Source organism: Streptomyces sp. NPDC005302 (genome assembly GCF_040607345.1).
Taxonomy (GTDB): domain Bacteria; phylum Actinomycetota; class Actinomycetes; order Streptomycetales; family Streptomycetaceae; genus Streptomyces.
Window position 1 is genome coordinate 232,523 of record NZ_JBEXGN010000002.1, and the last position, 26,874, is coordinate 259,396.

23 protein-coding genes and 2 pseudogenes are annotated in these 26,874 nt (G+C 73.2%); 12 read left to right on the forward strand and 13 right to left on the reverse strand.

The annotated features are described in order from the left end of the window. The first annotated feature begins 120 nt into the window (after nucleotides 1-120). Nucleotides 121-3,078, forward strand: a complete 2,958-nt coding sequence (locus ABZT74_RS03430; protein WP_356433253.1) for a BTAD domain-containing putative transcriptional regulator — start codon at nucleotides 121-123, stop codon at nucleotides 3,076-3,078. A gap of 210 nt (nucleotides 3,079-3,288) precedes the next feature. Continuing rightward, complete coding sequence (locus ABZT74_RS03435) at nucleotides 3,289-3,468, forward strand: hypothetical protein (protein WP_355880159.1); 180 nt, start codon at nucleotides 3,289-3,291, stop codon at nucleotides 3,466-3,468. A gap of 102 nt (nucleotides 3,469-3,570) precedes the next feature. Here ABZT74_RS03435 and ABZT74_RS03440 read toward each other — a convergent pair whose 3' ends face one another. After that, entirely contained in the window at nucleotides 3,571-5,169 is a 1,599-nt protein-coding gene (locus ABZT74_RS03440; RefSeq protein ID WP_356433255.1) for a FadD3 family acyl-CoA ligase, read from the reverse strand. A 99-nt stretch (nucleotides 5,170-5,268) separates the two neighbouring features. Here ABZT74_RS03440 and ABZT74_RS03445 point away from each other — a divergent pair, with 99 nt between their 5' ends. Genes ABZT74_RS03445 through ABZT74_RS03455 form a run of 3 tightly spaced genes read left to right on the forward strand, consistent with a single transcriptional unit; the run spans nucleotide 5,269 to nucleotide 7,695 of the window. After that, nucleotides 5,269-6,417, forward strand: coding sequence for a lipid-transfer protein (locus ABZT74_RS03445; protein WP_356167021.1), 1,149 nt, complete (start codon nucleotides 5,269-5,271; stop codon nucleotides 6,415-6,417). Nucleotide 6,418: 1 nt separating this feature from the next. Further along, nucleotides 6,419-6,856, forward strand: coding sequence for a zinc ribbon domain-containing protein (locus ABZT74_RS03450; protein WP_356167024.1), 438 nt, complete (start codon nucleotides 6,419-6,421; stop codon nucleotides 6,854-6,856). Beyond that, a complete protein-coding gene (locus tag ABZT74_RS03455) occupies nucleotides 6,853-7,695 on the forward strand; it encodes an enoyl-CoA hydratase/isomerase family protein (protein WP_356433257.1) in 843 nt (280 codons plus the stop codon). Before ABZT74_RS03450 ends, ABZT74_RS03455 begins: the two co-directional genes overlap by 4 nt. 13 nt (nucleotides 7,696-7,708) lie before the next feature. On the opposite strand, the gene ABZT74_RS03460 is transcribed toward ABZT74_RS03455, so the two are convergent. The 3 genes from ABZT74_RS03460 to ABZT74_RS03470 form a co-directional block, all read right to left on the reverse strand. Continuing rightward, on the reverse strand, nucleotides 7,709-8,341 hold the full coding sequence (locus tag ABZT74_RS03460; RefSeq protein WP_356433259.1) for a hypothetical protein: 633 nt from the start codon (nucleotides 8,339-8,341) through the stop codon (nucleotides 7,709-7,711). Nucleotides 8,342-8,402: 61 nt separating this feature from the next. Next, complete coding sequence (locus tag ABZT74_RS03465; protein ID WP_356167030.1) at nucleotides 8,403-10,730, reverse strand: serine/threonine-protein kinase; 2,328 nt, start codon at nucleotides 10,728-10,730, stop codon at nucleotides 8,403-8,405. A gap of 264 nt (nucleotides 10,731-10,994) precedes the next feature. Then, nucleotides 10,995-11,750, reverse strand: coding sequence for a VOC family protein (locus ABZT74_RS03470; protein ID WP_356167032.1), 756 nt, complete (start codon nucleotides 11,748-11,750; stop codon nucleotides 10,995-10,997). A 157-nt stretch (nucleotides 11,751-11,907) separates the two neighbouring features. Here ABZT74_RS03470 and ABZT74_RS03475 point away from each other — a divergent pair, with 157 nt between their 5' ends. Then, nucleotides 11,908-12,555: a TetR family transcriptional regulator gene (locus ABZT74_RS03475; protein ID WP_081217837.1), complete on the forward strand. Its 648-nt coding sequence runs from the start codon at nucleotides 11,908-11,910 to the stop codon at nucleotides 12,553-12,555. Between the two features lie 141 nt (nucleotides 12,556-12,696). On the opposite strand, the gene ABZT74_RS03480 is transcribed toward ABZT74_RS03475, so the two are convergent. Both ABZT74_RS03480 and ABZT74_RS03485 read right to left on the reverse strand, forming a co-directional pair. Further along, nucleotides 12,697-13,263, reverse strand: a complete 567-nt coding sequence (locus tag ABZT74_RS03480) for a nitroreductase/quinone reductase family protein (RefSeq protein WP_356433261.1) — start codon at nucleotides 13,261-13,263, stop codon at nucleotides 12,697-12,699. A 548-nt stretch (nucleotides 13,264-13,811) separates the two neighbouring features. Continuing rightward, on the reverse strand, nucleotides 13,812-14,999 hold the full coding sequence (locus ABZT74_RS03485; RefSeq protein WP_356433263.1) for an acyl-CoA dehydrogenase family protein: 1,188 nt from the start codon (nucleotides 14,997-14,999) through the stop codon (nucleotides 13,812-13,814). A 140-nt stretch (nucleotides 15,000-15,139) separates the two neighbouring features. On the opposite strand from ABZT74_RS03485, the gene ABZT74_RS03490 reads away from it, so the two are divergent. Together ABZT74_RS03490 and ABZT74_RS03495 are read left to right on the forward strand one after the other, a co-directional pair. Continuing rightward, the gene (locus ABZT74_RS03490) at nucleotides 15,140-16,333 is read left to right on the forward strand and encodes an acetyl-CoA acetyltransferase (RefSeq protein WP_356433265.1); all 1,194 of its coding nucleotides are present in this window, start codon (nucleotides 15,140-15,142) and stop codon (nucleotides 16,331-16,333) included. Nucleotides 16,334-16,387: 54 nt separating this feature from the next. Next, on the forward strand, nucleotides 16,388-17,044 hold the full coding sequence (locus ABZT74_RS03495; RefSeq protein ID WP_355880133.1) for a pyridoxal 5'-phosphate synthase: 657 nt from the start codon (nucleotides 16,388-16,390) through the stop codon (nucleotides 17,042-17,044). A 29-nt stretch (nucleotides 17,045-17,073) separates the two neighbouring features. Here the strand turns inward: ABZT74_RS03495 and ABZT74_RS03500 are convergent, their stop codons facing one another. From ABZT74_RS03500 to ABZT74_RS03515, 4 genes are all read right to left on the reverse strand, one after another. Then, entirely contained in the window at nucleotides 17,074-17,985 is a 912-nt protein-coding gene (locus tag ABZT74_RS03500) for a GNAT family N-acetyltransferase (protein WP_356433267.1), read from the reverse strand. A gap of 103 nt (nucleotides 17,986-18,088) precedes the next feature. Then, the gene (locus ABZT74_RS03505; RefSeq protein ID WP_356433269.1) at nucleotides 18,089-18,694 is read right to left on the reverse strand and encodes a GNAT family N-acetyltransferase; all 606 of its coding nucleotides are present in this window, start codon (nucleotides 18,692-18,694) and stop codon (nucleotides 18,089-18,091) included. 31 nt (nucleotides 18,695-18,725) lie between these two features. Continuing rightward, a complete protein-coding gene (locus ABZT74_RS03510) occupies nucleotides 18,726-19,118 on the reverse strand; it encodes an OB-fold domain-containing protein (protein WP_356433271.1) in 393 nt (130 codons plus the stop codon). A gap of 278 nt (nucleotides 19,119-19,396) precedes the next feature. Continuing rightward, entirely contained in the window at nucleotides 19,397-19,849 is a 453-nt protein-coding gene (locus tag ABZT74_RS03515; RefSeq protein WP_355880123.1) for a DoxX family protein, read from the reverse strand. Nucleotides 19,850-20,252: 403 nt separating this feature from the next. Here ABZT74_RS03515 and ABZT74_RS03520 point away from each other — a divergent pair, with 403 nt between their 5' ends. Further along, complete coding sequence (locus tag ABZT74_RS03520; RefSeq protein WP_356167052.1) at nucleotides 20,253-21,464, forward strand: NAD(P)/FAD-dependent oxidoreductase; 1,212 nt, start codon at nucleotides 20,253-20,255, stop codon at nucleotides 21,462-21,464. A gap of 49 nt (nucleotides 21,465-21,513) precedes the next feature. Continuing rightward, a pseudogene (locus ABZT74_RS03525) lies at nucleotides 21,514-21,681 on the forward strand (FAD-dependent oxidoreductase); the annotation flags it as partial. A 52-nt stretch (nucleotides 21,682-21,733) separates the two neighbouring features. Here ABZT74_RS03525 and ABZT74_RS03530 read toward each other — a convergent pair. After that, complete coding sequence (locus ABZT74_RS03530) at nucleotides 21,734-22,159, reverse strand: SRPBCC family protein (protein WP_355880119.1); 426 nt, start codon at nucleotides 22,157-22,159, stop codon at nucleotides 21,734-21,736. A 252-nt stretch (nucleotides 22,160-22,411) separates the two neighbouring features. Between ABZT74_RS03530 and ABZT74_RS03535 the strand changes: the two genes are divergently transcribed. After that, complete coding sequence (locus tag ABZT74_RS03535) at nucleotides 22,412-24,304, forward strand: alkyl sulfatase dimerization domain-containing protein (protein ID WP_356433274.1); 1,893 nt, start codon at nucleotides 22,412-22,414, stop codon at nucleotides 24,302-24,304. Nucleotides 24,305-24,695: 391 nt separating this feature from the next. Here the strand turns inward: ABZT74_RS03535 and ABZT74_RS03540 are convergent. Further along, a pseudogene (locus ABZT74_RS03540) lies at nucleotides 24,696-24,886 on the reverse strand (IS5/IS1182 family transposase); the annotation flags it as partial. A gap of 377 nt (nucleotides 24,887-25,263) precedes the next feature. On the opposite strand from ABZT74_RS03540, the gene ABZT74_RS03545 reads away from it, so the two are divergent. Beyond that, nucleotides 25,264-26,082: an alpha/beta hydrolase gene (locus ABZT74_RS03545; protein ID WP_356433276.1), complete on the forward strand. Its 819-nt coding sequence runs from the start codon at nucleotides 25,264-25,266 to the stop codon at nucleotides 26,080-26,082. Nucleotides 26,083-26,265: 183 nt separating this feature from the next. Here the strand turns inward: ABZT74_RS03545 and ABZT74_RS03550 are convergent, their stop codons facing one another. Beyond that, nucleotides 26,266-26,874 (reverse strand): DJ-1/PfpI family protein, encoded by a 609-nt coding sequence (locus tag ABZT74_RS03550; RefSeq protein ID WP_356433278.1) that lies wholly within the window; start codon nucleotides 26,872-26,874, stop codon nucleotides 26,266-26,268.

A 26,874-nucleotide genomic window follows, 5' to 3' on the forward strand; every position in this document is an offset into this window, starting at 1 on the left:
GTGAGGACCCTGTGGGGTACCCGTGCCCCGCCCTGTGATCGCTGTCTCGCACGGCTGACGCATCCCCCGAGAACAAGGCAAACTGGCCTCGTTGTACTGACGTTCGGCAGGGGGACAGCGATGGACGGTGTGCCGCGGGTACCGGAGCAGCGGCGCCGGGGCTCGGAGGAGCCCGCCGCGTTGCGCTTCAGCGTGCTCGGACCGGTGCGCGCCTGGCTCGGCGAGGAAGCGTTGCCGGCCGGGTCCCCGCAGCAACGCGCGCTGCTCGCCGCGCTGCTGCTCCGCGACGGCCGCACGGCCACGGCCGCCGAACTGATCGACGCCCTGTGGGGCGACGAGCCGCCCTCCCAGGCACTGGCCGCCGTGCGGACGTACGCCTCCCGGCTGCGCAAGGCGCTCGGCCCCGAGGTCCTGGTCAGCGAGTCCGGCGGGTACGCGATCCGCTCCCTCGGCGAGGGGGCGCTCGACCACACCCGCGCCCAGGAACTCGCCGGCCTCGCGGAGAAGGCTCGCGCCGAGGGCGATCTGCTCCGCGCCCGCGACCTGCTCCGGGACACCCTCGCCCTGTGGGACGGCGAACCCCTCGCGAGCATCCCCGGCCCCTACGCGGAGACCCAGCGGGCGCGGCTGGAGGAGTGGCGGCTCCAACTCCTCGAATCGCGGCTCGACATGGACCTGGAGCAGGGCTGCCACGCAGAGGCCGTCTCCGAACTCACCGCGCTGACCGCGGCGCACCCGCTGCGCGAGCGGCTGCGGGAGCTGCTGATGCTGGCGCTGTACCGCTCCGGCCGGCAGGCCGAGGCGCTCGCGGTGTTCGCCGACACCCGGCGGCTGCTCGCCGACGAACTCGGAGTGGACCCGCGGCCGGGCCTGCGGGAACTCCAGCAGCGCATCCTCCAGGCCGACCCCGGCCTCGCGGAACCCTCCGCCCCGGCGCCGGAACCGGCAGCCGCGCCCGTGCGCCCCGCCCAGCTCCCCGCCACGGTCACCGACTTCACCGGACGCGCCTCCTTCGTCCAGGAACTGAGCGACGTCCTCGCCGCCGCCTCCTCCGAGGAGGGCCGCGTCATGGCCGTCTCCGCGCTGGCGGGCATCGGCGGCGTCGGCAAGACGACCCTCGCCGTGCACGTGGCGCACCGCTCGCGCGGCGCCTTCCCCGACGGGCAGCTGTACGTCGATCTCCAGGGCGCCGGATCGCGGGCCGCCGAACCCGAGGCGGTGCTCGGCGCCTTCCTGCGGGCCCTCGGCACGGCGGACTCGGCCATCCCCGACTCGCTGGAGGAGCGCTCGGCGCTGTACCGCTCGTCCCTCGACGGCCGCCGCGTCCTCGTGCTGCTCGACAACGCCCGGGACGCGGCCCAGGTGCGCCCGCTGCTGCCCGGCACCGGGGGCTGCGCCGCGCTGGTGACCTCCCGGATACGGATGGTGGACCTCGCGGGCGCCCATCTCGTCGACCTCGACGTGATGTCCCCCGAGGAGGCGCTCCAGCTCTTCACGAAGATCGTCGGCCAGGAGCGGGTGGCCTCCGAACGCGAGGCGGCGCTCGACGTGGTCGCCGCCTGCGGGTTCCTGCCGCTGGCGATCCGCATCGCGGCGTCCCGGCTCGCCGCGCGGCGCACCTGGACGGTGTCGGTGCTCGCGGCGAAGCTCGCCGACGAGCGGCGTCGGCTGGACGAGCTCCAGGCCGGCGACCTGGCCGTCAAGGCCACCTTCGAACTCGGCTACGGCCAGCTGGAGCCCGCCCAGGCCCGCGCCTTCCGTCTGCTGGGCCTGGCCGACGGCCCCGACCTCTCCCTCGCCGCCGCGGCGGCGGTGCTCGACCTCCCCGCCGAGGCCACCGAGGACCTCCTGGAGTCCCTCGTCGACACCTCGCTCCTGGAGTCCGCGGCCCCCGGCCGCTACCGCTACCACGACCTCGTGCGCCTCTACGCCCGTTCCTGCGCGGAACGCGACGAACAGCCGCCCACGGAGCGGGCGGCGGCTATGTCCCGGCTCCTGGACTTCTACCTGGCCACGGCGGCCGGGGTGTACGCCCTCGAACGCCCCGGGGACCGCCTGGTGGACCATCTGGAGCCCACGGAGTACCCGGGTCTGGTGTTCGACGACCGGCACCCGGCGCACGACTGGCTCTACGCCGAGGCGAACGCCCTCCTGTCCTGCGTTCGTCAGTCCGTCGCGAACGGCAGGCTGCCCAGGGCGGTGGACCTCCTCTGGGCGGCCAAGGACCTCGCCGAGTCGGGAGCCAACTCCCGCGAGTACGAGGTGGCCGCGAACGCCGCGCTCGACCAGGCCCGCGCTGTGGGGGACGCGCGGGCGGCGGGGCGCGCGCTGACGACGCTCACCGACGTCCACATGGTCGCCGGACGGTTCGATCAGGCCGACGCGGCGGCCGTCGAGGCCATGGGCATGGCGCAGAAGGCCGACGACCCCGTCGCCAGCTGCTGGGCCCCGAACACGCGCGGCATCATCGCGATCTACCAGGGCCGGCACGCCGACGGCGAGCAGCACCTGAACATGGCCATCGAGAACTTCCGCAGCGACAGCAACCGGCCCGGTGAGGCCAGCGCCCTGTGCAATCTGTCCCGCATCCACCTGGCCATGGGGCGGATCGACAGCGCCGTCACCCTCGCGCGGCAGGGCATCGACATCTACGACTCCATGGAGAACGCCCTCAGGGGCGCGAACGGCCGCTACGCCCTGGGGCTGGCGCTCACCCGCAACGGCGACCTCAGCTCCGCGACCGCCAGCCTGACGGAAGCGCTGGAGACCTTCCGGGACAGCCGCCAGCGGCTCTGGGAAGGGATGACCCTCTTCCGGCTCGCCGAGGTCGATCTCGCCGCGCGCAGACATGCTCAGGCGGCGTCGAACGCGGAGATGGCGCTGACGGTGCTGCGGGGTATCGGCGGGGAGTGGCGGCGGGGCCTGGTCCTCACCGCGCTCGGCCGCGCGCTCAGCGGCATCGGTCAGACCGGACGCGCCCAGGTCTGCTGGCGGGACGCCCTCGCCATCTACGAGGAGTTGGGCTCGCCCGAGGCCGACGAGGTACGCGGTCTGCTCACCCCGGTCGCCGCGGCCTGAGGCCTGTCCCGGGGGTCGTTCATCGAACGTTTATCGCCACCCGACATGCTCACTCCTGTCGTTCCGTCGCGTCGGGGGGCAGGCGGATCGGTGACAGGGCCGTGAGGTTAGTCTGAGCGGCCGATCGGGCCTGTCCGGCGTCCATCGGGGGAGCTGCCGGGCAGGCCCTCAAGCCTCTTGCCTGCAACAGAACATGGGGAGTTGAACGCTATGAGCGACAAGAAGAAGGAACCGGTCGTCAAGCCGCTGGACCAGCACGCCACCGGCGAGGAGGCCGTCGTGCTGGACCAGCACGCCACGGACGAACCGGTCATCGCGCTGGACCAGCACGCCACCGGCGGTGCGATCAAGCCTCTGGACCAGCACGCCACCACGGAGCCGGCCAACTGACCACATCACGACGGGGAACGGCCGCGGCGGCGCGGAGGGGGAGCCGCCGCGGCCGACGTGTGTCCGGACGCGGCCGGTCCCGCTGTACCGCCCGGCGGCTCGTCACCGCCCCCGCAGTTCCCCCTTCACCACCTTGCCGCTCGCGTTGCGCGGGAGTTCGCGCACGAAGTCGATCGTGCGGGGCACCTTGTAGTTGGCCATCTCCCGGCGGGACCAGGCGATCAGGTCGTCGGCCGTGAGGGTCGAGTGGGGGCGGCGGACGACGTAGGCGCGGCCGACCTCGCCGAGGCGGGTGTCCGGGGTGCCGACGACCGCGACGTCGGCGACGTCGGGGTGCAGGCCGAGGAGTTGCTCTATCTCGGCGGGATAGGCGTTGAAGCCGCCGACGATGAACATGTCCTTGATGCGGTCGGTGATGCGGAGGTTCCCCGCGGAGTCCAGGACGCCCACGTCGCCGGTGCGCAGCCAGCCGTCCGGCGACAGGACCTCCGCCGTGGCCGCCGCGTCCTCGAAGTAGCCGCTCATCACGTTGAATCCGCGCACCAGCACCTCGCCGGGCGTGCCCACCGGGGCACCCGCGCCCGCGGCGTCCACCACCCGCACCTCGGTGTCCGCGACGGCCCGGCCCGAGGTCGTGGCGATCACCTCCGGCGGGTCCCCCCTGCGGCACATGGTGACGATCCCGCTCGCCTCGGAGAGGCCGTACGCCGTCAGGACCGTGGCCACCCCCAGTTCCGTGCGCAGGCGTTCCACCAGGCGCAGCGGCACCACCGCCGCGCCGGTGACGACCAGGCGCAGCGCGGAGAGGTCGTGCGCGTCCCGCAAGGGGTGGTCGAGCAGCGACTGGTGGAGGGTGGGCGGGCCGGGCAGGACCGAGACGCGTTCGGCCGCCACGTTCGCGAGGACGGTGTCCACGTCGAACACCGGCTGCGGGATCATCGTCGCCCCGCGCATCAGGCACGCGATGATCCCGGCCTTGTAGCCGAAGGTGTGGAAGAACGGGTTGACGATCAGGTAGCGGTCGCCCTCGCGCAGGCCGGCGAGGTCGCTCCAGATCTCGTAGCCGCGCAGCGTCTGGGCGTGGGTGATCAGGGCGCCCTTCGGGCGGCCGGTGGTGCCGGAGGTGAAGATGATGTCCGAGGGGTCGGCACCGGACACGGCGGCGGCCCTGCGGCGGACGGCGTCGTCCCCCACTCCCTCCCCCTCCGCCAGGAAGTCCTTCCAGGAACGGAAGTCGGCGGGGGCGTCGTCCGCGAGGACGACGACCTGTTCCAGGTGCGGGAGGCCGGGCAGCGGGCCGGGACCGGGACCCTCGCCGGCCGCCCGCCGCAGCGAGGCCACGTACGAGGTGCCGAGGAACGTGCCGGTGACGAACAGCAGCTTCGCCCGGCTGCGGTCCAGTACGTACGCCGCCTCGGCGCCCTTGAAGCGGGTGTTGAGCGGCACCAGCACCGCGCCCGCCGACACCGCGCCGAGGGCGGAGACGATCCAGTCGAGCGTGTTCGGGGCCCAGACGGCCACCCGGTCGCCGAGCCGGACACCGCTCGCCATACAGGCCGCCGCCGCCCGCTCCACCCGGGCGCCCAGCTCCCCGTAGGAGACACGGGTCCGGCCCTCGACGACCGCCTCGCGGCCGGCGAAGCGTGTGGCCGCCGTCCGCACCAGCCCCGGGACGCTTCCCCACTCCAGGTCTCCGCGCATCGCGCACCTCCCGCCGCAGCACCACTAGCTGACTGTCCGTCAGATTAGCTGTAGCCTGACGGCCTGTCAGCAGCCGGGACCGTGCGCGGAGGTGCACCCATGCCAGGGATCAAAGACGCCACGGCCGTCGTCGGCATCGGCCAGACCCCCTTCGCCAAGCAACTCCCCGACTCCGAGAAGACCTTGGCCTGCCGCGCGATCCTCGCCGCGCTCGACGACGCCGGCATCGCACCCGCCGAGGTCGACGGCCTCGCCTCCTACACCATGGAGGAGACCGACGAGGTGGAGGTCGCCAAGGCCGTCGGGTTCGGCGACCTCAGCTTCTTCAGCAAGGTGGGCTACGGCGGGGGCGGTTCGTGCGCCACCGTCGCGCATCTGGCCGGCGCGATAGCCGCCGGCCAGGCGACGGTGGGGGTGGCCTGGCGGTCGCGGAAGCGCGGGTCGGGACCCCGGCCGTGGAAGAACACCGCCGTGCAGCTCCCCACCCCGGCCCAGTGGACCCGGCCCTTCGGGCTGCTGCGGCCCGCCGACGAGATCGGGATGCTCGCCCGCCGCTACCTGCACGAGTTCGGCGCGACCCGCGACCATCTGTTCAACGTGGCGCTGGCCTGCCGCAACCGCGCCAACCAGAACCCCGCCGCGATGATGTACGAGCGCCCGCTGACCCGCGAGATGTACATGACCTCCCGCTGGATCAGCGAGCCCCTGTGCCTCTTCGACAACTGCCTGGAGACGGACGGCGCACTGGCCTGTGTGATCGTCTCCGCCGAGCGCGCCCGCGACTGCCGGCAGCGGCCCGTGTACGTCCACTCCGCGGCCCAGGGCCTGCCCGCCCAGCACCACGGCATGGTCAACTACTGGAACGACGACCCGCTCACCGGCCCGGCCTGGGCCGCCGCCCGGCACCTGTGGAAGAACGCCGACTTCACGCCCGAGGACGTGGACGTGGCGCAGATCTACGACGCGTTCACCCCCCTCATCCCGCTCTCCCTGGAGGGCTACGGCTTCTGCGGGCGGGGCGAGGGCGCGGCCTTCACGGAGGGCGGCGCCCTGGAGATCGGCGGCCGGCTTCCCCTGAACACCGGGGGCGGCGGGCTCAGCGAGGCCTACGTGCACGGCTTCAACCTCATCAACGAGGGCGTGAAGCAGTTGCGCGGCACGAGCACGGCGCAGGTGCCGGCCGCGGCGACCTGCCTGGTCACGGCGGGGGAAGGGGTCCCCACCTCCGCACTCCTGCTGAGGAGCTGAGATGGACGAGTCCCTGCTCTCCCCCGTCCTCGACGACGACGGCACGCCTTTCTGGGAGTACGCCGCCCAGGGCGAACTGCGCGTCCAGGGCTGCGCCGACTGCGGTGAGCTGCGCTTCCCGCCCCGGCCCTGCTGTCCGCACTGCCACTCCTTCGCGAGCGCGTGGCGCAGGATGACCGGGCGGGGCAGGATCTGGTCGTACGTCGTCCCGCATCCGCCGCTCCTGCCCGCCTACGCGGAGCTGCCCGGCTACAACGCGATCGTGGTGGAACTGGCCGACGCGCCCCGGATCCGGCTGGTCGGGAACCTGGTGAGCGGCCCGGACGCGGCCCTCAACTCCGTTTCCCCGGACCGGATCCGCATCGGGGCACGGGTGCAGGCGGTGTTCACCGCGGTGAACGGCGTGACCGTGCCGCGCTGGGTCCTGGAGCGGGCGTGAGCGCGGACGGGACCCGGCCCGCCGGCGCCGAGAGCACCCGGGGCCCGGAGAGCGGCGGAGGCGGCGGGGGTCTCAGGACCGTCGTCGACAAGGACTCCGGTGTCGCCGTCCTCACCCTCGACCGGCCGCACCGGCTGAACGCGATCGACCTCGGCACGGCAGCCGAACTGGCGGCCGCCTGGCGGGCGTTGCGGTACGACGACACCGTCCGGGCGGTGGTCGTCACCGGCTCCGGCACACGGGCCTTCTGCACCGGTATCGACCGCGACGCCGAGGTGCCGCAGCCTTCCTCGCCGTACATGGTGGACGACCCGCTCGCCACGATCGGCCCGAAGGCCAACGACCTGTGGAAACCGGTGATCGCCGCCGTGAACGGGATGGCCTGCGGCGGCGCCTTCTATCTGATCGGCGAGGCGGAGTTCGTGGTCGCCGACGAGGAGGCGTCCTTCTTCGACCCGCACACGACGTACGGGATGGTGAGCGCGTACGAGTCGGTCTACCTCGCGCAGCGCATGCCGTTCGGCGAGGTGGCCCGGATGGCGCTGATGGGCACCGCCGAGCGGATCTCCGCCCGGCGCGCGTACGACGTCGGACTGGTCTCCGAACTCACGCCCCCGGGAGGCGCGTTGGCGGCGGCCGTGGCGTGCGCGACCGTCATCGCGTCCTATCCGGCCGACGCCGTCCAGGGCACCGTGCGGGCGCTCTGGCAGGCGCAGGAGGCGACCCGGGCGGCAGCCCTCGCGCACGCCCCGCAGCTGGTCTCCCTCGGCAACCTGCCCGGCGACCGTCAGGCGGAACTGTTCGCGGGGCGACGCCCGGGCGGATTCCGGACGCGGTGAGCGCCGGAGCAGGTCACCGGTCGGCGGTGGCCCGCGGATCGACCTGGCAGTGGTCGATCCGGTCCAGGACCCCCGTACCGGCGGCGGCCACCCGCAGGGTCGCTTTGCCCTTCGCGGGCACCGACACCTGACCGGTGGTGTCGGCGAGGGTGAAGCCGGTCTCGTCCTTGTAGCCGACCTTCACGGTGAAGAGGGCCTCGCGGCCGTTCGGATTCCTGACCTCGACCTTCGTGTACGGATCGGCCTCGCTCGCGCACTGCTTGAGCACCGCGGTGCCGTCCTTCAGCGACCGCGAGGTGGCGGACGAGGTCGCGGTGGAGGTCGAACGGTGGGTGGGCCGCGAGCGGTACGTACCGCCCGTACTCCCGCCGGTGCTCGTCCCGGAGCCGTACGCGTCGTCGGACGAGCCTCCGTACGGGTCGCTCGACGAGCCCTCGTACGGGTCGCGGCTGGACGAACCGCCGCCGTAGGAACCGCCGCCCGACGTCGACGACGAACTGTCGTGGTCCTGGCGGGAACTGCTGCAACCACCGCCACTGCTGTGATGGCTGCGGCTCCCGTGACGCCCGGTCGAGAAGCCGGTCAGAGCCAGCACCACCATCGCCGACACCGCTGTGAACCTGAGTGTGCGCCCCCGCGTGTACATGACGTCAGCCTACCCAGGGCGTCCGCACGCACTCCGCCGAGGGACGCACCGGCGGGGGGCCTCAGGTCGTACGAGCCGTGCCGGTCCCCTTCTCCGCGTCCAGCGCGTACACGCAGCGGTCCTTGCTGCACGCGTACACCACACCGTCCTTGACGACGGGGGCGCCGGTGATCTCGCCCCCGGTCGCCAGCTTCCAGCGCAGCCGGCCGTCGTCGGCCTTCAGCGTGTACAGCAGGTGGTCCGTCGAACCGAAGTGGATGCGGCCCTCGGCGACCGCCGGGGCCCCGACCAGGTCGCCGCCTGCCTGGAAGCGCCACTTGGGGGTGCCGGTCACCGCGTCCAGCGTGTACAGGCCCTTGCCGCTGCCCACGTGGATGTGGCCCGCCGCGACGAGGACCGGCTCCACAGAGGCGCGGGACTCGGTCGCGATACGCCAGCGGTCACGGCCGTCGGTGGCGTCGAGGGCGTACACCGTGCCCAGGTAGTCGGCCAGGTAGACCCCGCCGCCCGTCACGGCGGGACCCGGCGCGAAGGTGGGCGGGCTGAGGAAGACGGCCGGGGCCTCGAAGTGCCAGCGGACCCGGCCGCTCGCCACGTCGACGGCCAGGACGCGGGTGCCGGCGGAGATGTACACGTAGCCGTCGGGGGCGTGGGTGATCCGCACCGGTACGCCGCCGCAGGAGGCCGCGTCACCGATGGGGTAGGACCAGCGCTCCTCGCCCGTCCGGGCGTCCACGGCGCGCAGCCGGGCGTCCTTCCAGACGTACACCGTGCCGTCGTGGACGGACGGGCCGGCCTCCGCCGACTCGAAGTCCGTCTGCGCCCCGCTGATCTCCCAGAGTTTCTGGCCGTTCGAGGCCTCCCAGGCCTGGACACCGCCGCCGCGCGTGCCGGTGACGACCGTTCCGCGATCGGCCTTGAGCGAGTAGACCCAGGCGTCCGTGGACAGCCGCCACAGGTCGGCGCCCTCGCGGGCGTCGAGGGCGAAGAGCGTCGGCCCGTCGGAGGCGTGGATCCGGCCGTCCGCGACGGCCATCGACCAGGCCACGTCCCGTGTCTTGAAGCGGCGGCGGCCGGTCGCCACGTCGAGGGCGTGGACCTCGAAGGAGGTGACGTAGACCAGGTCGCCGGCGACCGAGGGGGTGCCCCAGACGTCGTTCGACATGCGAAAACGCCAGGGGCGCCAGCCGGCGGGCGCGTCGGGCGAGGGGGCGGGCGGGGCGACGGTGGGCGCCAGGTCGGCGCCGTTGACCCCGGCGCGCGGCCGGGACCAGGACGCCGCGAGTCCGGCCTCCGGCGGGGGCGCCTTCACGGCGGCGGCGCGGGCGTCCGCGACACGCGGGCCCGGGCCGATGGGCACCCTGGCGCCCGCGAGCCGCACCGGGCCGGTGTCGGGCGCGCCGACGGCGACCGGGGCGTGCGACGGGGGCGGCGGCACCGCGGGGCGTCCGCCGCCGCTGCGCGCGCCGCCGGACGCGGGCTTCACCGGCGGACGGCCGCCGCGGCGCGTCTCGATGAGGCCGACCGCCCGCTCGGGCAGCCACGCCGACGCCGTACCGCTGTCGTCGGAGCCGGAGCCGAAGAGGTGGGGGGCGAGCTGGGCCTGGAGGTCGGCGGGGTTCGGGCGGGCCGTGGCGTCCATCTGCATGCAGGACTCGATGAGCGGGCGCAGCTCGTCGGGGAGACCTTCGAGGTCCGGTCCCTCGCGGAGCAGCATGAACACCGTCTCGACGGGGTTGGCGCCGTGGAAGGGCGCGTGCCCGGTCGCGGCGAAGACCAGCATCGAGCCGAGCGAGAAGACGTCGCTCGCGCCGGTGACGCTGCGCGAGTCCTTCGCCTGCTCGGGCGACATGTACGCGGGGGTGCCGACCGCGACGTTCGTCATGGTCAGACGGGTGTTCGAAACGCCGGACGCGATGCCGAAGTCGATCACACGGGGGCCGTCCTCGACCACCAGGACGTTCGACGGCTTCAGGTCACGGTGGACGAGTCCCGCGCCGTGGATCGACTGGAGCGCCTCCGCGACGCCCGCCGCGAGCCAGCGCACCGCCTGGGCCGGGAGCGGCCCGCACTCGTTCACTATTTCCTCGAGCGAGGGGGCGGGAACGTAGGCGGTGGCCAGCCAGGGCACCGCGGCGCGCGCGTCGGCGTCGACCACGGCCGCCGTGTAGAACCCCGATACAGCGCGGGCCGCCTCGACCTCGCGCGAGAAGCGGACCCGGAACAGCTGGTCCTCGGCGAGTTCCGTCCTGACCGTCTTGATCGCCACGCGCCGGCCGGAGGCCGAGCGCGCGAGATAGACCAGCCCCATGCCGCCGGCACCCAGCCGTCCCAGCACCTCGAACGGCCCGATCCGCCGCGGATCGTGCTGCGTCAGCTGATCCACCACTTGCCTGCCACCTCCCCGTACGGGTCGCGTCATCCACGTGTGAACGCGGCCCAGTGCAGCGTCTCACCACCGCACCGCCGCGGCGGCACGCACCCCGATTCTTCCTGGCCGAGCCACAGGTTGCGAACCCGGACGCGGATCGGGGTGTCTCATGACAAAACACCCGCTCCAGGAGGAGTACGGGCGGCCGGGCCCGGCCGTTCACGGCCGAATGACGCCCCTCGTCCCGGATGTACCCCGTCCTCCGGCGCCGGATGTCCCTCCTCAGCGTTCGAGGACGGCGAACGACGCTCCCTGATTGTCCGTGACCACGGCCACCCGTCCGTACGACGTGCCGAAGGGCGGCACCTGGACGCGGCCGCCGAGCCGGTTCACCGTCCCGAGCGCCTCGTCGCAGTCGCCGACCCCGAAGTGCACGAGGAAGTGGGGCGGCATCTCGGCCGGGAAGACGCCGGAGACGGGGACGCGGCCGAAGTCGGGGGTCGCGTCGGGCCCGAAGAGCGCGTCACGGAACAGGGTGCCGTAGAAGCGGTCGACGGTCGCGGTGTCCCGCGCGTACAACTCCGCCCAGCAGAAGGTGCGGCGCTCGTGGCGGCGGCCGAACCCGGCGTGGGTGCCGGGCTGCCACAGGCCGAACACGGCGCCCTCCGGGTCGGTCACGAGGGCCGCGGTGCCGAGGTCGCCGGAGGGGCCGGGCAGCTCGGTCGGCGCGGTGATGACCTGGCCGCCCGCCGCCATGACGCGTCGGGACAGCGCCCGCGCGTCCGGCGTCGCGAAGTACACCGTCCACACGGTGGGCATGCGGCCGTCCCGCTTGGGCGTGAGGCCGGCGACCGGCGCACCGTCCAGCTCCGCCAGGGTGATCGGGCCGGCGCCCGCGGTCCCCTCCGCCGCCTCCGGGAACGTCCAGCCGAACAGCCCGCCGTAGAAACGCCTGCCCGCCTCGACGTCGGGCAACTGGGCGTCGACCCAGCAGGGCACGCCCTCGGAGAACCCGGCGACAACGGCAGATTCGGCCATGCGATCAAGCTAACGGCGGTGCGCTCATCCCGCAGAGCGGGCGCATCCGCACCGGTGACACCCCGTGGAGACCCTCCACAGCCCCTGTGACGGACGGCCGCACCCCATTTGCAGTCGGCCGAATCGCGCTCCGATCACCCCTCGGTAAGCTGACGGCATGACAGGACAAGTGCGTACCGTCGACGGCCGCGTGGCCGGACGGCGTGGGCAGGCGACCCGGCAGAAGCTGCTCGACTGCCTCAGCGAGATGCTCAGCTCGTCGCCCTACCGGGATGTCAAAGTCATCGACGTCGCCCGGAAGGCGGGCACGTCGCCGGCGACCTTCTACCAGTACTTCCCGGACGTCGAAGGCGCCGTCCTGGAGATCGCCGAACACATGGCCGCCGAGGGCGCCGGGCTGACCCAGCTGCTCGAAGGGCGGTCCTGGGTCGGCAAGGCCGGGTGGCAGACCGCGCAGGAACTCGTGGACGGTTTCCTGGAGTTCTGGCGGAAGAACGACGCGATCCTGCGCGTGGTCGACCTCGGTGCGGCCGAGGGCGACAAGCGCTTCTACAAGATCCGCATGAAGATCCTGAACTCCGTGAACAACTCGCTCACGGACTCGGTGGCCGACCTCCAGGCCAAGGGCAAGGTCGACAAGGACGTGAACCCGGCGGCCATGGCCGGTTCCCTCGTCGCCATGCTCGCCGCGGTCGCCTCGCACCAGAGGGGCTTCCAGACGTGGGGCGTGAAGCAGGCCGAACTCAAGCCGAACCTCGCGCTGTTGGTGCATCTGGGCGTGACCGGGAAGAAGCCGACGAAGTAACTCAGCCGACCTTTTTCGCCTCAACTCCTGTCATGCGGGCGGCAGTTCGTTCCGGAGCATCACTCCGGCGGACTGCCGCCCGCTGCGCTGTCCGGGCGCGGGGGCACGCGGACCTCGGCCCGGCTACCCGGGCGGGGCCGGCTACCCGGGCGGCGGCCCGTCCACGGCGTCCGGGGTCGCCGTCGCTCCCCGCCGGACGATCCTGAAGAGCCGGATCTCCCGGTCCACCCGGGCCTGGTAGGTGGCGTAGGGCGGCCAGAAGGCCAGCGCCGTCCGCCACACCGCGGCCCGCTCCTCTCCGGTGAGAAGCCGCGCCGTCACGGGGATGTCCTCGCCCCGCCAGCTGATGACCGCGTCGGGATGGGCGAGGAGGTTGGCGGTCCAGGCGGGGTGGCCCGTACGGCCGAAGTTGGAGCCGACGAGGATCCAGCCGCTGTCCTGGCCGTCCGCGACGCCCTCGGCACCCGTCTCGTGCCGGACCCGGGCCGCACCGGCCTCCGGCATGCAGGCCAGGGGGGTGCGGCGCTCCAGGCCGCTGCGGGCGCCGCGGGCGGTCAGGACGATTCCCGGCAGCATCTGGGCGCTGAGCAGCACCTTGCCTCGGGTCAGCCGGTGCACGGCCCGGTCGAGGGCCGGGATGAGGTGGGGGGCCACCTTGGCGAAGGCCCGCGTCGAGGAGACCCGCTGCACCAGCCGCACCCCGGGCATCCTCCGCGCCCCGGTCCCGACCTCGGCCCCGGTCCCCGTCGCGACCCCGGTCCCGGTCCCGACCCCGCCCCCGGCCTCGGCCCCCGCACCGGGCGCACTTCCGCCCCGGCTTTCGCCACCGCTCACCCCGGACGGCCCTCCCCCGGAGCCTTCGCCACCGCTCACGTCGGGCACCCTTCCGCCCGCGCTCTCGCCACCGCTCACTCCAGCCGCCCCTCCCCCGGAGCCCTCACCACCACTCACCCCAGCCGCCCCTCCGCCCGGGCTCTCACCACCACTCACCCCAGCCGCCCCTCCCCCGGAGCCCTCGCCACCGCTCACGTCGGACGGCCCGTCGTCCCGGCCTTCGGTGCCGTTGCCCTCCTCGGCCGCGCCGTCCCGATTTCCGGCGCCGCCCGCTCCGCCCGCCTCCGCTCCGTCACCGCTCACCCTCTCGGCCTCCACCCCCGCACCGCTCACCCCGTCAGCTCCGGCGCCCGTGGCGCCGCTTCTCTCCCGATCCGTACCGTCCCCCGCGTCCCCCGGGCGCGGGCGTCCGGGCGTCGCCATCAGACCCTCACCTCGCCGGCGTCGAAGAGGCGGGCGGTGTCGGCGGCGTGGGCGCGCAGCCGGTGCACGGGGCCGAAGAGGAGTTCGTCGCCCGCGGCGCGCTTGAAGGACAGATGGGCGTCGTGCTCCCAGGTGAAGCCGACGCCGCCGTGCAGCTGGATGCCCTCGGAGGCGGCGGTGCGCAGCGCCTCCAGCGCCTGGGCCAACGCGAGCCCGCCCACCCGCTCGGCGCCGGTTCCCGCGGCCCAGGCCGCGTAGTACGCCGCAGACCGGGCCGCCCGCACGCCCACGTACACGTCCGCGAGCCGGTGCTTGACCGCCTGGAAGGAGCCGATCGCGCGGCCGAACTGCTCGCGGGTCCGCACGTGTTCGACGGTGCGCTCCAGTGCGCGGTCGGCGGCGCCCACGGCCTCGGCCGCGAGGACGGTGGCGGCGGCGTCCCCGGCAGCGGCGAGGGCGGCGGGCACATCGGCGCCCTCGTCGCCCAGCAACTCGGCTTCCACGTTGCGGAGTTCGATCCTGGCCTGCGGTCGGGTCGCGTCGAGCGCGGTCTGCCGCGCGCGGACCATTCCCGCGGCGTCGGCCCGCACCAGGAAGAGCAGGGTCCGGGACCGGGCGAAGCCACCGGTGTGCGCGGCCACCACCAGCAGCCCGGCACTGTGTCCGTCGAGGACCTGCGCCGCCTGCCCGTAGAGCCGCCATTTGCCGTCCGCACGGCGGGCCTGGACGCCTCCGGCGCGGCCGCCGCCCGCCCAGTCGCCGTGGTTGTCGTCGACCAGCGCGAGGGCGGTGGCCAGACCCGCGCCCGGCACCGCGAGCGCGGCGGTCAGTCCGCCGGAGGCCAGCCGGGGCAGCAGGGCGGCCCGCTGGTCCTCGCCGCCGAGGGCCAGGATCAGCGGGGCGGCGAGGGCGGCGGTGGCCAGGAGCGGTGTGGGGGCGAGGAAACGGCCGGACTCCTCGCAGGCCAGGGCGAGTTCGGTCACCGAGCAGCCGATCCCGCCGTAGCGCTCGGGCAGTGCGAGGCCGGCCAGTCCGAGCTGCCGGGACAGGGTCTCCCAGAGTGCCCGGTCGTGGCCCTCGGGGCTGTGCGCGGCGGCCCGGAGGTCGTCCGGGCCGCACCGTTTGGCCAGCACCTCCCGCAGGGTGCGCCGGATCTCCTCCTGCTCCGCGGTGAGACGGGCGTCCATGGGCGGGCTCCTCCCCGGGGCAGCCTGCGGGATCCGCCCACCCCTGATCTGACGGGCCGTCATGTTAGGTCGGACGGTTCCAGATGCCCAGGGGTTCGGCATCTCCCGGCGGCCCGGTTATCTGATGTACCGTCAGATTTATGACGCAAGCCACCCCGGGCCGGACCGGCCGCAAGGTCGCCGTCGTCGGCATATCCCTCTCCGACTGCGGCCGCGTGGACGAGGCGACTCCCTACGCGCTGCACGCCCAGGCGGCCCGGCGCGCGCTCGCCGACTCGGGCCTGGACCGCTCGGTGATCGACGGTCTCGCGTCGGCGGGCCTCGGCACCCTCGCCCCGGCCGAGGTGGCCGAGTACCTGGGACTGCGGCCCACCTGGTTCGACTCGACCTCCGTCGGCGGATCCACCTGGGAGGTCATGGCGGCGCACGCGGCCGACGCCATCGCGGCGGGTCACGCCAACGCCGTCCTGCTCGTCTACGGCTCCACCGCCCGCGCCGACATCAAGGCGGGCCGCCGCACCGGGAACCTGTCGTTCGGCGCCCGGGGACCGCTCCAGTTCGAAGTCCCGTACGGGCACACCCTGATCGCCAAGTACGCGATGGCCGCCCGCCGTCACATGCACACGTACGGCACCACCCTCGAACAGCTCGCCTCGGTCGCCGTGCAGGCCCGCGCGAACGCCGCCCACAACCCGGAGGCGATGTTCCGCTCCCCCGTCACCGTCGACGACGTCCTGTCGGGGCCGATGATCGCGGACCCCTTCACCAAGCTGCACTGCTGCCTCCGCTCCGACGGAGGCGCGGCGGTGCTGCTCGCCGCCGAGGAGTACGTACGCGACTGCCGTACGGCCCCGGTGTGGGTGCTCGGCGCCGGGGAGCACGTCTCGCACACCAGCATGTCCGAGTGGGCGGACTTCACCGTGTCCCCGGCGGCGGTGAGCGGCCGGCTCGCCTTCGAGCGCGCCGGGGTCCGGCCCGCGGAGATCGACGTCGCCGAGATCTACGACGCCTTCACCTACATGACCCTGGTGACCCTGGAGGACCTCGGCTTCTGCGCGAAGGGCGAGGGGGGCCCGTTCGTGGAGGCGGCGAAGGGGCGGCTGCTGGTGGGCGGGGAGCTGCCGGTGAACACCGACGGGGGCGGACTGGCGGCCCAACACCCGGGCATGCGCGGCCTGTTCCTCCTGGTGGAGGCCGTACGGCAACTGCGCGGCGAGGTTCCCGTGGCGCGCCAGGTACGCCGGCCCGACGGCACCCTCCCGCGGCTGGCGGTGGCGTCCGGGACGGGCGGCTGGTTCTGCTCGTCGGGAACGGTGGTGCTGGGCCGGGGGTGAGGGGGCGCGTCCGGCGAAGGCGGGCGTCCGTGCCGCGGGGCGATACTCGACGGCATGGAACCGGATCTTCACGAGCTGCTGAGATCGCTGCGGGTGTGGGACACGGAGCTGCCGGGCTTCGAGCCGCGGGAAGCGCCGGCGGACCCGCTGACCCTGTTCGCCCGGTGGCTCGCCCAGGCCGCGGCCGCGGGGCAGACCGAGCCGCACACGATGTCGCTGGCGACGACGGACGAGGACGGTCTGCCCGACGTCCGCACGGTGATGCTGCACGGCGCGGACGACCGGGGCTGGGCGTTCGCCACCCACGCGACCAGCCGCAAGGGCCGCCAGCTCGCCGCCCGCCCGCACGCGGCCCTCGGCTTCTACTGGCCCGCGCAGGGACGCCAGGTCCGCGTCCGGGGCCCGGTCACCCCCGCCTCCGCCGAGGAGAGCCAGGCGGACCTGCACGCCCGCTCCACGGGGGCGCTGGCCGCGGCCCTGGTGGGCCGGCAGAGCGACGTCCTGCCCTCCCTGACGGACCTGGACCGCGCCTCGGACGCGGCCTGGAAGCAGGCCGAGCGGTCCCCGGACACCCCGGCCCCCACCTGGACCCTCTACCGCCTCCGCCCCACGGAGGTGGAGTTCTTCCAGGGCGACCCCCGCCGCCGCCACGTACGCCTCACGTACCACCGCACGGCCCCGGGCTGGACGACGGAACTGCTGTGGCCGTGACGCGGCCGGGCCGGGTCCCGCGCCCCGCTCTACCGCCGGCCGCGTGAGCCGTCCGCCGCGCTGTCCCCTTCCCGGCCGCCCGTGAAGTCGTAGGCGGCGAAGTCCGCGACGGGGCGGTAGCCGATGCGCCGGTAGAGGCCGGTGCTCGTCGGATCGGCGAGGTCGGCGAAGAGCAGGACCTCCTGGGCCCCGGCCGCCCGCGCGGCGCGGCTCACCTCGGCGGTGACGGCACCGGCGTAACCACGGCCGCGCAGGGAGGCCGGGGTGTAGACGGGTCCGACGCGCACCTGACCGGCTACCGGTGGTGTCGCGCCCGCCATGGCGAGCGGGGTCCCGCCGGGCGCCTCCCAGAGGGAGACGCCGCCGTGGGAGATCCGGTCGTCGGCCCACGCCCCGCCGTCGCGCTGCGCGCTGCCGCCGATGGCGTCGGCGAAGTCCCGGTACCAGCGGGCGAGCAGCTCCCGGTCGGCCCCGCTCGCCACTCTGGCCCGCCCGGCGGGCACGGGTCCGGGCGCTGTCAGGTCCACGAGCCGGTACAGCCGTTCGCTGCGGACCCGTACGGCCGTCGCCCCCGTCCGTCGCCGCCAGGCCTCGGCGAACGCGCCCGCCGTGTCCGGCTCCGCCATGGCGCCGGGCAGCGCGGTGTCCACGTCCGCGAGCAGCGCGGCGAGGGCGTCCGCGTCCCGCTCGTCCACGGCCGTGAGGTTCAGGCGGTACGGCGGGGTACGGAAGAACGTCCCGCGGACGGCACCGTCCCGCTCCAGCACGCCGAAGAGCGGCGGCTCGTCGCCGTACCCGTCCATCCCCCGCCGGCGCAGGGCGTCCGTCACGGTCAGCGGAACCGTGTGCCGCACGGGCCCGGCGCGCAGGAAGTCACCGGCCCGTGCGAGGAACGCGTCGAGGTCACGGGTGAGCTGCCAGGCGTACGCGGTGGACGTCATGCGCGATGGTCCCGTGAACCCGGGGCCGGACGCCTCCGGATTTCGGCGGCCCCGTGCCGGTGGGGCCCGCTCGCGCGGTCCCCGGGAGGCCGGCGGCGCGTCGTCATCCTCCGGGCGCGGGCTCCGGGTCCGCCGCGACGCGGCCGTGCAGGTGGACGTCCCGGAACGCGTCGTGGCGGCCCGCCTCGAACATGGCGCCGCGGAGGGTTCCCTCGGCCCGGAAGCCGCAGCGTTCCGCGACGTGGCAGGAGACCTCGTGGCCCACGGCGTGGCCGAGTTCGAGGCGGTTCAGGGCGAGGCCGGTGAAGCCGTAGCGGGCGGCGAGGGTCAGGGCCCGGGTGGCGACGTGGCGGCCCCGCGCCTCCGGGAGGACCCAGTAGCCGACGCGGGCGCAGCCCATGACGTGGTCGATCTCGTTGACGCCGATGTGGCCCAGCGTCTCGCCGCTCTCCGCGTCCGTGACGCGGAACGAGACGTTGGTGCCGCTCGTGGCGCTCGCGATCCGGGACCGCAGCGCCTCCCGGGCCCCGTCGATGTCCCGGATGAACCGCAGCGGGGTGTTCCAGCGCTGGAACTCCGGATCGGTCAGTCCGCGCAGGTACGCCGAGACGTCGGCGTCCGACTCCGCGTCCCAGGGGCGCAGCCGAAGACCGAGCCCGCTCAGCTCGGGGAACGGGTGGACGGCGAACTGTTCGTGGACCTCGGCCATCCAGCCATTGAAACCCGTCCGGCCACCGGGGTCACGTCCGGGACGGTCCGGGCCCGCCCGCCCCGGCCGGCCGGAAGACGGGGATCCCGGACCGGAACGCGACCTCCAGGTCCATGCCGATCAGCAGCTCTGCCTGCGCGCACCCGACCACCTCGGTCATCATCCGGGGCCCCTCCGCCAGGTCGACGACGGCGGCGACGTACGGCACCCGGCTCCCGAAGGGGGGCAGGTCGTTGCGGTGGACGGTGGACCAGGTGTAGAGCGTGGCGCGGCCGCTCGCGGTCCGCCAGCTCACGTCCTCGCTCCAGCAGAGCGGGCAGAACTCCCGGGGGTGGTGGTGGGCACGGTCGCAGGCCGCGCAGTGCCGGATCAGCAGCCGCCCCTCGGCCGCCGCGTCCCAGTACGGGCGGGTGAACGCGTCCACCTCCGGCACGTCGAAGGCGGGGGCGGGGGATGCGGCGGGTGTAGTGGAGGGGGCGGGGGAAGCGGCGGCTGCGGTGGAGGGGACGGAGGATGCGGCCGATGTGGTGGAAGGGGCGGAGGGGGCGGGGGCCGCTGGTCCCGTGCCGGCGGCCGGTGCGTGCGATCCCGTCGCGTTCCCGGCGGCGGGCGGGGCGAGCGCCGGTGTCGGCGCGCCTGCGTCCGTCCCCTCGGTGTCCGTCCCCTCGGCGTCCGTCCCGCGCTGTCCCGTCGCCCGCCCGCTCACCGGAACAGCCCCAGCGCGTCGTCCAGCGACCAGGTCTGCCAGGACATCCCGAACAGCGCGACGGCCGAGATCAGCGCCATCATCGCGTTCTGCCCCTGTTCCGCCCAGTCGTGGATCATCAGCGTGAAGTAGAGGAGGTTGAGGAGCAGACCCGCGATCAGGGCGACGGGGGTCAGGAGGCCGGCCACCAGACCGAGGCCCAGGGCCAGTTCGGCGTACACGACGACGTACGCCATCGTCCGCGGGCGGGGGGCGACGACGGTGTCGAAGCCCGAACGCACCGCGCTCCACCGGTGCTTGTGCGCGACGTCCGCCGCCCACGCGATCCCGGTCCCCCGCTCGAACCAGCCCTTCCTGTCCTTGTGCCGCCAGCTCTCCAGCCACCACAGCCCGAGGCCGATCCGCAGCACGGCCAGCCACTCCGCCCCGCCGAGCCAGATCGTGTCCATGGAGCAACCTCCCGCGGAAAGCCGGAGCCGTAGCCGGCCGCAACAGCATCTGACGGTACGTCAGTTTCAGCGTTCCGGGTGCGCGTGCGCAAGGGTCCGGACGCGAACGCCACGACGGGCGGGGCGAGTTCGGCCGCCCGGACGGCCGTGCGCGCGGAGCCGCGCGCCGGGCGGACCCGCCCTCCGGCGAAGGGGCGTGGGCCGAGACCCGCCGCACCCCGCGACCGACCCGCGACCCCCCGCCCCCACCTGCCACGATCGACCGTTTTCCCGCCCTCTCCCGACGCGATGAAGTGACCTACGCCACCGGCCGCACTCCTCCTCCACCACCCGTGATCAGTTCGCAACCGATTCCGGTCTTGACCGAGACCTATCAACCGAAGTCGTGATTACGCTCGCGCACATGGCCGACTCGACTGCTTCCACGACATCCCGCCCGGTGCCGTCCCACGAGGACCGCCCCGTGTACGTGATCGGGGGCGGCCCCGGCGGACTCGCCGCGGCCCACGCGCTGCGCGCCCGGGGCGTTCGGGCCGTCGTGCTGGAGAAGTCGGACCAGGTCGGCGCGTCCTGGCGGCGGCACTACGACCGGCTCCACCTGCACACCACCCGGCGTCTCTCGGCGCTTCCGGGGCTGCCGATGCCCCGCAGGTTCGGACGCTGGGTGTCGCGCGACAACGTGGTGCGCTACCTGGAGAAGTACGCCGAGCACCACCAGCTGGAGATCGTCACCGGCGTCGAGGTCTCGCGCGTCGAGCCCGCCCCGGACGGCGACGGCTGGCTGCTGCACGCCACCGGAGGCCGGGAACTGACCGGCAGCGCCGTGGTCGTCGCGACCGGCTACAACCACACCCCGCGCGTCCCCGACTGGCCCGGCCGCGACACGTACACCGGCGAGCTGCTGCATGCCGGCGAGTACCGCAACCCCGCGCCGCACGCCGGCCGCGACGTCCTCGTCGTCGGCGTCGGCAACACGGGCGCCGAGATCGCCGTGGACCTGGTCGAGGGCGGGGCCGCGCGGGTACGGCTCTCGGTACGCACCGCGCCGCACATCGTCCGGCGTTCGACGGCCGGCTGGGCGGCGCAGTTCACGGGCATCGCCGTACGGCGTCTCCCGGTGCGTCTGGTGGACGCGCTGGCCGGGCCGATGGCGAAGCTGAGCGTGCCCGACCTGGCCGCCCAGGGCCTGCCCCGGCCCGACACCGGGCTCTACTCCCGGGTCAACGAGGGGGCCATCCCCGTGCAGGACGTCGGCCTCATCGACGCCGTCCGCAAGGGGAAGGTCGAAATCGTGGCCGCGGTGGAGAGCTTCGAGGACGGCAAGGTGGTCCTCGCCGACGGCAACCGGATCGGCCCGGACACCGTGATCGCCGCGACCGGATACGAGCGCGCCCTGGAGGGCCTCGTCGGACACCTCGATGTGCTCGACGGCCGCGGGCGTCCGGCCGTGCACGGCGCGCGCACCCCGAAGAACGCGCCCGGCCTGTACTTCACCGGATTCACCAACCCGATCAGCGGCATGTTCCGCGAACTCGCCCTGGACGCCGAGAGGATCGCGAAAGCGGTCGCCCGGCACACCTCCGGACGCCGGGACACGGCGGGCAGCGCGGGCTGAGCCGCCCGCCCTTCACCCGCACCCCGGTGCGCGGCGCACCGTCCGGCGTGCCCACGCCCCGCCGGGCGCCCTCACCGCGTACGGCCCGGTTCTGCGCGGGCCCCGCGGCGGCGTCCACTGGGCAGGCGCCGAGACGTCCACCTACCGGAACGGCTCCACGGACGGCGCCGTCCGCTCCGGCGAACGCGTCGCGAAGGAGATCCTGGCCGCCTCGTGACGGCCCACGGCGCCCCGCCGGCAAGTGGGGCGCCGCCCTCGCGCGGGCCCGGTCAGGAGGCCGCCGTCAGCTCCGCCAGCTTCTGGAACTCGCCGAGGTCGTAGTTGGCGAGCGTCGAGTCCAGGTTCGTGAGCGCGCCGAGCCGCTCGACGAAGCCCTTGGGGTCGTACTCGATCTGCACGGTGACCCGGCTGGTCGTGTCGCTCAGCCGGTGGAACGTGACCACTCCGGAGTGGTCGACGCCCTCCACGGTGTGCCAGGCGATGCGGTCCTCCGGGATCACCTCGGTGAGTTCCGCGACGAAGTTCTTGTCTGCGCCCGGCAGTTGGAGCTGCCAGGCGAATCGCTGTCCGTCCAGCCTGTCGACACGGCGTACGTGGCTCAGGAAGGCCGGCCACCGGGTGACGTCACTCCACAGTGCCCACGAGACGGAGACGGGGGCCTGGACATCGACGGTTTCGACCAGAGAGGCGGACAAGGCGACTCCTCACAGTTTCCGGGCTCCGGACGGAGCGCTCCGGCGATTCCGGGTACCCGCCCCGGAACCCCGCATGCGGCCGCGACGGATCGCTGCCTGATTCCGGCAGTCCTCCACCCGGATCCGGTGCCGCCCCCCGCGGCGTGTGACGACGCGTCCATCGTTTCCAGGGGTTCGGGGCGGGGCGGTGCGGACGCGCCGGAACGACGAGGACGCCACCGATATGCGGCATATCGGTGCGAATGTTTCTTCATGACTCCCTCTCCGAAGGCCGCGCAGCCGTTCATCGCTCAGCAGCAGGCAGAGCTGCGGGACCGCCTTCCGTTCGCCGACTCCCAGGACTTCGAGGATGCGGCGCGCGGGCTGATCGCGGACCGGGTGCCCAACGCCGTCCACGGCGACGGCGGACAGGTCGTGTGGGACAACGACACCTACGCCTTCCTCGAGGGCGACGCTCCCGACACGGTGAACCCGAGCCTGTGGCGCCAGTCCCGACTGGTCGCGCGGCAAGGCCTGTTCCAGGTCACCGAAGGCATCTACCAGGTGCGCGGGTTCGACCTGTCGAACATCACGTTCGTCGAGGGCACGGCCGGTGTGATCGTGATCGACCCGCTGATCTCCACGGAGACCGCCGCCGCCGCGCTGGCGCTGTACCGCGAGCACCGCGGTGAACGGCCGGTGACCGGCGTCCTCTACACGCACTCGCACGTCGACCACTTCGGCGGCGTCAAGGGCGTCACCACCCAGGAGGACGTCGACGCCGGGCGCGTGCCCGTCATCGCGCCACAGGACTTCACCGAGCACGCCGTCGCCGAGAACGTGTACGCGGGCACCGCCATGGGCCGCCGCGCCGCCTACATGTACGGCGCGGCTCTCGCACGCGGCCCGCGGGGCGCTGTCGGCGCCGGGCTCGGCCAGACGACGTCGACCGGCACCGTCACCCTGATCCCGCCGACCCTGACCGTCACCACGACCGGCCAGGAGGAGACCGTCGACGGGGTCCGCATGGTCTTCCAGATGGCCCCCGACACCGAGGCGCCCGCCGAACTGCTCATCCACTTCCCCGACTTCAGGGCTCTGTGCACCGCCGAGGACGCCACCCACACCCTGCACAACCTGCTGACCCTGCGCGGCGCCGTGGTCCGCGACCCGCGCGCCTGGTCGCACGCCCTGACCGAGACGCTCGACCTGTTCGGCGGGAGCACCGACGTCGCGTTCGCCTCCCACCACTGGCCGACCTGGGGGCAGGAACGCGTCGTGGCGTTCCTGGAGACCCAGTGCGACCTCTACGGCTACCTCCACGACCAGTCGCTGCGCCTGATCAACAAGGGCTGGACCGGCATCGAGATCGCCGAACACCTGCAGCTGCCGCCCGCGCTGGAGAGCGCCTGGAACACGCACGGCTACTACGGCTCGGTCAGCCACAACCTCAAGGCCGTCTACCAGCGCTACATGGGCTGGTTCGACGGCAACCCGGCGCACCTGTGGCAGCATCCGCCCGTCGAGGCCGGCAGGCGCTACGTGGAGTTCATGGGCGGCGCCGACGCCGTGGTCGACAAGGCGCGCGGCTCCTTCGAGAAGGGCGACTACCGGTGGGCGGCCGAGGTACTCAGCCACGTCGTCTTCGCCGAGCCCGACCACACCGCGGCCCGCGCACTGCTCGCCGACACCTTCGAACAGCTCGGCTACGGCGCGGAGAACGGCACCTGGCGCAACTTCTACCTCTCCGGCACCACGGAACTGCGCGAAGGGCAGTTCGGCACCCCCACGATCACGGCGTCGCCCGACATCGTCGCGCACCTCACGCCCACCATGCTCTTCGACGCCATCGCCATCCAGATCGACGGCCCCAAGGCATGGGGCGAGAACCTCACGGTCGACGTCCACCTCACCGACATCGACGAGCGCTACCGCCTCCGGCTGCGCAACGGGGTCCTCGGCTACACCGCCGCACCCCAGAAGACAGCCGCGGACGTCACCCTGACCACCGCCGTCCACGCCCTGTCCGAGCTGGCTGTCACCGGGCTCACCCCGGAGAGCCTCCACCGTGCGGGGGTCCAGGTCGAGGGCGACGCGTCGGTGCTCCAGCGGCTCACCTCCGTACTCGACCCCGGCGACCAGGACTTCCCGATCGTCACCCCCTGACGAGCGCCGGCCGGATGCCCTGACAGGACCTCCCCGTCGATCGACGGGGAGGTCCTGTCATGAGGCCGAGCCCGGCCCGGCGGAGTGCCGAGAGGCGGGCGAAGGCGCCGAGAACCTCCGCCTCGGTGCAGGATCTCAGCCTCCGTACCCATTTCGACGCCTCTGAGCTGCGACTCTTGCAGTTGTCTCAGCATCCGCCCCAGCTCGTCGTCTCAGACACTCACCCACTCGAACTGGCGCAGGGGGTCCGCTCGGGTTCACCGGCCACACCGCTGCCGGAGCGCAGTGGGGCGGGCACGCCGGAGGGTGGACATCGCCACCGAGAACGAGCGCGTACTCAGCGAACGTCGCCAGCACTACCCAGGCGCCACGGACCTCTGAGCGAGGCACTTCAGCCTGGACGGACCAAAAGCCGGATCGCGTCCATGGTGACCGTCCCGTGGAAGACGCGGGCCCGCTTGTCGTAGCGCGTGGCCACCGCTCGGAATGTCTTGGGCCGGTTCATGGTCCGCTCGACTTCTTGTGGCGTCGGTAGATCTTCTCCTCGAACCCTGTGGGTCGGCCGCCTTCGCCCCCGCGGCGGCTGTCTCACGCCGATGGTGGCCGGCCGATCTGGCCGCGGCACCTACAAGTCCATCGAAGCGGGCCACCGATCACCGAACCACACATCCATCGAGACGACCCGAACGGGCGAGGGCATTCGCTCATGTGCTTCGCCGGGAATGCGGGCCCGACGCACGCCGGACACGCTGACGAGCATCCCGCCCGTCCTCCGAAGGAGATCAGCTATGACGTCGTCCCGTGTGGTGCGGCCTCACTCGCGTCGAATACATGCAGCTGTCGCCACGTTGGTGACCGCGGCCGCTTTGTCGGTGTCGGCGCCGGCCGTCGCCGACGGGGGAGCCACGACTCCCGACAGCGGAACCGGCGCTGCCGGGGGCAAACCGACCATCGTGCTGGTGCACGGAGCATTCGTCGACGCGTCCAGTTGGAACGCAGTCGTGGGACGCCTGCAGGCGGACGGCTACCGCGTCATCGCTCCCGCCAATCCACTACGTGGCCTGCCCACCGACTCCGCCTACATCGCCAGCGTCCTGCGGAGTGTCAAAGGCCCCATCGTCCTGGTGGGCCAGTCGTACGGCGGAGCGGTGATCAGCGAGGCGGCCACCGGCAACTCCAACGTCAAGGCGCTCGTGTATGTCTCCGCCTTCATGCCGGACAAGGGCGAAGCCCTTGGCCAACTCGCCGCCAAGTTCCCCGGCAGCGAGCTCAACCCGGCCCTGGTACAGGTGCCCTTCAAGAACGCGGACGGTTCCACGGGAACAGATCTCTACGTCGCCCCGGACAAGTTCCGAGCCGTCGCCGCTGCGGATCTTCCGGAGACGGCCACATCGGTGGCAGCCGCAGCCCAGCGCCCCATCTCAGCCACGGCCTTCACCGACAAAGCAACCTCCGCCGCGTGGCGGACCATCCCGTCCTGGGCCGCAGTCGCCACCAACGACAAGGCCATAGCCCCCGACCTGGAGCGCTTCGAAGCCAAGCGCGCCGGTTCCCACACCGTCGAGATCGACTCCTCGCACAGCGTGATGATCTCCCACCCCGACGCCATCACCGATCTCATCCGTGACGCCGCCCGCGGGCAGTCCCCCACACCGGCCCTGGCAGAAACAGGACTCACCTCTCTCGGAGTCGCCGGCGCTGCCGCCGCCGGCGGAATGCTCATCGCGGGAGCAGGACTCGTCGTGGTCAGCCGGAAACGGTCGACCGGCGCGCGGTGATCGGCAGCAGCCGCGCCCCGGGAGTTCGGATCCCATCCCCTTGAGAGCTGGAGTGGCCCTTGACCTGGTGAATCGGTCAGGGGCCCTTGTGCCGGGTGCCACTCGAGTCTTCGCGGTGAAACCGATCCCTGAGCGTCCGCGGCGTCCGGCGTCCACCGAGGTCGACCAAGGCGATGCGGCGGGTCAGCGCATGGCAACTTCGCCGGTGTGGACCGCGCGCAGGGCGCGTTCGACGGTTTCCTGGCTTTCGCCGACCGGAGCGACGTAGCCCAGGACGTCGCGCACGGCGTCCTCCCCGAGTGTCCGGGCCATCACCCACGTGGCGAGGTACTGGGAGGCCAGGCAGCCACCCGCCGTGGCGATGTTCCCCTCGGCGTGAAACGGGGTGTCCAGCACCGTGACGTCGCAGGCTTCCACGAAGGGCCGGCTCTTCACGTCCGTGCTCACCGGCATGCCGTTCAGCAGTCCGAGCCGGGCGAGGACCAGCGCGCCGGAGCACTGGGCACCGATCAGCTGCCGGCCCGGGTCGAGCGACAGCCGGGAGAGCAGCCTGTCGTCGGCCACCACCTCTCGTGCCTTGACCCCGCTGCCGATCAGCACGACGTCCGCTTCGGTCACGAACTCCATCGGGCGCTGTCCGCTCACCTCGACGCCGTTCATCGACGTGACCACCGAAGTCGGTGTCGTGATGAAGGCCTCCAGGCCGTCCTTCCGGCACCGGTTGATCAACGCGGAGGCGATGAAGCTGTCGAGCTCGTTGAATCCGTCAAAGGTGACCACGGCTACCTGCAT

Coding starts and splice junctions, on each gene's coding strand:
- ABZT74_RS03430 (WP_356433253.1), top strand. CDS start 121: ATGGACGGTGTGCCGCGGGTACCGGAGCAGCGGCGCCGGGGCTCGGAG.
- ABZT74_RS03435 (WP_355880159.1), top strand. CDS start 3,289: ATGAGCGACAAGAAGAAGGAACCGGTCGTCAAGCCGCTGGACCAGCAC.
- ABZT74_RS03440 (WP_356433255.1), bottom strand. CDS start 5,169: ATGCGCGGAGACCTGGAGTGGGGAAGCGTCCCGGGGCTGGTGCGGACG.
- ABZT74_RS03445 (WP_356167021.1), top strand. CDS start 5,269: ATGCCAGGGATCAAAGACGCCACGGCCGTCGTCGGCATCGGCCAGACC.
- ABZT74_RS03450 (WP_356167024.1), top strand. CDS start 6,419: ATGGACGAGTCCCTGCTCTCCCCCGTCCTCGACGACGACGGCACGCCT.
- ABZT74_RS03460 (WP_356433259.1), bottom strand. CDS start 8,341: ATGTACACGCGGGGGCGCACACTCAGGTTCACAGCGGTGTCGGCGATG.
- ABZT74_RS03470 (WP_356167032.1), bottom strand. CDS start 11,750: ATGGCCGAATCTGCCGTTGTCGCCGGGTTCTCCGAGGGCGTGCCCTGC.
- ABZT74_RS03475 (WP_081217837.1), top strand. CDS start 11,908: ATGACAGGACAAGTGCGTACCGTCGACGGCCGCGTGGCCGGACGGCGT.
- ABZT74_RS03480 (WP_356433261.1), bottom strand. CDS start 13,263: ATGCCCGGGGTGCGGCTGGTGCAGCGGGTCTCCTCGACGCGGGCCTTC.
- ABZT74_RS03485 (WP_356433263.1), bottom strand. CDS start 14,999: ATGGACGCCCGTCTCACCGCGGAGCAGGAGGAGATCCGGCGCACCCTG.
- ABZT74_RS03490 (WP_356433265.1), top strand. CDS start 15,140: ATGACGCAAGCCACCCCGGGCCGGACCGGCCGCAAGGTCGCCGTCGTC.
- ABZT74_RS03495 (WP_355880133.1), top strand. CDS start 16,388: ATGGAACCGGATCTTCACGAGCTGCTGAGATCGCTGCGGGTGTGGGAC.
- ABZT74_RS03500 (WP_356433267.1), bottom strand. CDS start 17,985: ATGACGTCCACCGCGTACGCCTGGCAGCTCACCCGTGACCTCGACGCG.
- ABZT74_RS03505 (WP_356433269.1), bottom strand. CDS start 18,694: ATGGCCGAGGTCCACGAACAGTTCGCCGTCCACCCGTTCCCCGAGCTG.
- ABZT74_RS03515 (WP_355880123.1), bottom strand. CDS start 19,849: ATGGACACGATCTGGCTCGGCGGGGCGGAGTGGCTGGCCGTGCTGCGG.
- ABZT74_RS03520 (WP_356167052.1), top strand. CDS start 20,253: ATGGCCGACTCGACTGCTTCCACGACATCCCGCCCGGTGCCGTCCCAC.
- ABZT74_RS03535 (WP_356433274.1), top strand. CDS start 22,412: ATGACTCCCTCTCCGAAGGCCGCGCAGCCGTTCATCGCTCAGCAGCAG.
- ABZT74_RS03550 (WP_356433278.1), bottom strand. CDS start 26,874: ATGCAGGTAGCCGTGGTCACCTTTGACGGATTCAACGAGCTCGACAGC.